Below are 2,937 nucleotides of genomic sequence, written 5' to 3'. Positions count from 1 at the left end.
TCTCGGTAAGGTGATTTCAAGGGGAAAGTCACAAACTTGTCCCTATGAAAAAGCCAATTAGTTTAGATGTTATGGAGCACACATGAGCGAAACCGTATCTCAAAATAAAGAAACTCGTGGTTTTCAATCAGAAGTAAAACAACTACTGCATTTAATGATCCATTCTCTTTATTCAAATAAAGAGATCTTTTTGCGCGAGCTGATCTCTAACGCATCAGATGCATCAGACAAACTGCGCTTTCAGGCGTTATCTAACCCAGATCTATACGAAGGTAATGCAGACCTTTGCGTGAAACTGTCGTTTGATGAAAGCGCAAATACCTTAACCATTTCTGATAACGGTATCGGTATGAGCCGTGATGATGTGATTGAGCACTTAGGAACAATCGCAAAATCTGGAACAGCCGAGTTTTTCTCAAAGCTATCTGAAGAGCAGAGCAAAGACTCTCAGCTTATTGGTCAGTTTGGTGTTGGTTTCTACTCGGCATTTATCGTTGCTGACGCCGTTACCGTGCGCACTCGCGCTGCGGGTCTAGCCGCTGATGAAGCGGTACAATGGCACTCAGCGGGTGAAGGTGAGTACACCATCGAAAACATTACCAAAGAGTCACGTGGTACCGACATCATTCTTCATATGCGTGAAGAGGGTAAAGAGTTTTTGAATGAGTGGCGTCTACGTGACGTTATCAGTAAGTACTCTGATCACATCGGCATTCCTGTTTCAATCCAAACTGTCGTTCGTGATGACGAAGGCAAGGAAACAGATGAGAAAAAGTGGGAGCAAATCAACAAAGCCCAAGCACTGTGGACGCGTAACAAATCTGATATTTCAGAAGAAGAGTATCAAGAGTTCTACAAGCACGTATCACATGACTTTGCCGATCCATTGGTCTGGAGTCATAACCGTGTAGAAGGTAAAAACGACTACACGAGCTTACTATACATCCCATCGAAAGCACCTTGGGATATGATGAACCGCGACCACAAATCAGGCTTGAAACTGTACGTACAGCGCGTATTCATTATGGACGATGCAGAGCAATTTATGCCGTCATACTTACGCTTCGTACGTGGTTTAATAGACTCAAACGATTTACCGCTAAACGTATCGCGTGAGATCTTACAAGACAATAAAGTGACTCAGTCTCTACGTAATGCTTGTACTAAGCGCGTGCTAACGATGCTCGAGCGTATGGCCAAGAATGACGAAGAGAAATACCAATCATTCTGGAAAGAGTTTGGTCTTGTGATGAAAGAGGGCCCTGCGGAGGACTTTGCAAACAAAGAGAAAGTTGCAGGTTTATTGCGCTTTGCTTCAACTGAAGTGGACTCTTCAGAGCAAACTGTGGGCTTGGCGTCTTACGTTGAGCGCATGAAAGAAGGTCAAGATAAGATCTACTACTTGACGGCAGACAGCTATGCAGCTGCGAAAAACAGCCCTCACTTAGAACAGTTCAAAGCGAAAGGCATTGAAGTTATTTTGATGTACGACCGCATTGATGAGTGGCTGATGAACTACTTAACTGAGTTTGATGGTAAACAGTTCCAGTCAATCACTAAAGCTGGGCTTGATCTAAGTCAGTTTGAAGATGAAGCAGAAAAAGAGAAGCAAAAAGAAACCGAAGAAGAGTTCAAGTCGGTTGTAGAGCGCACGAAGTCTTACCTAGGCGATCGTGTGAAAGAAGTTCGTACGACCTTCAAACTCGCATCTACGCCTGCTGTTGTGGTAACGGACGATTACGAAATGGGCACTCAAATGGCGAAGCTTCTTGCGGCAGCTGGTCAAGCTGTGCCGGAAGTGAAATACATCTTTGAGCTAAACCCTGAGCACGAATTGGTTAAGCGTATGGCTGACGAAGCCGATGAAGAAGCGTTTGGTTGCTGGGTTGAAGTTCTGCTTGGTCAGGCAATGCTAGCGGAGCGAGGCTCTATTGAGGATCCAACAGAGTTCTTAGGAGCCGTTAATCAACTTTTGACTAAGGTGTAATAACCTCTGCAAATCAAAAAGCTCGCATTTCGCGAGCTTTTTGTTTGTTGTCGCAAAATTTTGCATCTCAAGTGCTGAGTTAATAATCAATAGGGCGTGAAAGAGGGTACTGTTAACATTCTTTAGTCTTAATACACTCTTTGCTCAGAGAACCTGTGATAGAATCTGCGACTTGAATGTGAGTAATAAGGCGTGTATTTTTGCTCGCCTATATACGTTATACCGAAACTTATCGTTGCAGGTGCTTCTCAGGTTTGATGTCTAAGAGGTCAGCTATTGTGAGCTTCGGTATAAATCTTAAATATTAAAGAGGATAAATCATGCGCATCATTCTTCTAGGTGCTCCAGGTGCAGGTAAAGGCACACAAGCAAACTTCATCATGGAAAAATACGGTATTCCACAAATCTCTACTGGTGATATGCTTCGTGCTGCTATCAAAGCAGGTACAGAGCTTGGTAAACAAGCTAAAGCTGTTATTGACGCTGGTCAGCTAGTTTCTGATGAAATCATCCTTGGTCTTATCAAAGAGCGTATCGCTCAAGAAGACTGTGCAAACGGTTTCCTACTAGATGGTTTCCCACGTACTATCCCTCAAGCTGACGGCCTAAAAGAAATGGGCGTAGACGTAGACTACGTTATCGAATTTGACGTTGCAGACGATGTAATTGTTGAGCGTATGGCTGGTCGTCGTGCTCACCTTCCTTCTGGTCGTACTTACCACGTGGTTTACAACCCGCCTAAAGTGGAAGGTAAAGATGATGTAACTGGTGAAGATCTTGTTGTTCGTGATGACGACAAAGAAGAAACAGTACGTGCTCGTCTAGGTGTTTACCACGAGCAAACTGCACCGCTAATCAACTACTACGGCAAAGAAGCTGAAGCAGGAAAGACTAAGTACCTTAAGTTTGATGGTACTAAGCAAGTAGCTGAAGTTAGTGCGGATATCGAG

The 2,937-nt window shown here is 43.9% G+C and carries 2 protein-coding genes; both read left to right on the top strand.

Annotation, left to right across the window (positions count from 1 at the left end):
• Window positions 1-82: 82 nt before the first annotated feature.
• Entirely contained in the window at window positions 83-1,987 is a 1,905-nt protein-coding gene (gene htpG / locus CAG68_RS12595) for a molecular chaperone HtpG (RefSeq protein WP_086046578.1), read from the top strand.
• A gap of 320 nt (window positions 1,988-2,307) precedes the next feature.
• Window positions 2,308-2,937 (top strand): adenylate kinase (gene adk / locus CAG68_RS12590; protein WP_161441218.1); only part of this gene is annotated, 630 nt, incomplete at its 3' end.

Origin of the sequence: Vibrio sp. V42_P2S4T144, assembly GCF_009904715.1 — a bacterium.
GTDB classification, from domain to species: Bacteria; Pseudomonadota; Gammaproteobacteria; order Enterobacterales; family Vibrionaceae; genus Vibrio; species Vibrio alginolyticus.
Note: the sequence above shows the minus strand (reverse complement) of the source record. Positions and strands in the feature narration are given on the sequence as shown.

Excerpts from the sequence above, each read along its gene's own strand:
- htpG (WP_086046578.1), top strand. The coding sequence starts at position 83 with ATGAGCGAAACCGTATCTCAAAATAAAGAAACTCGTGGTTTTCAATCA.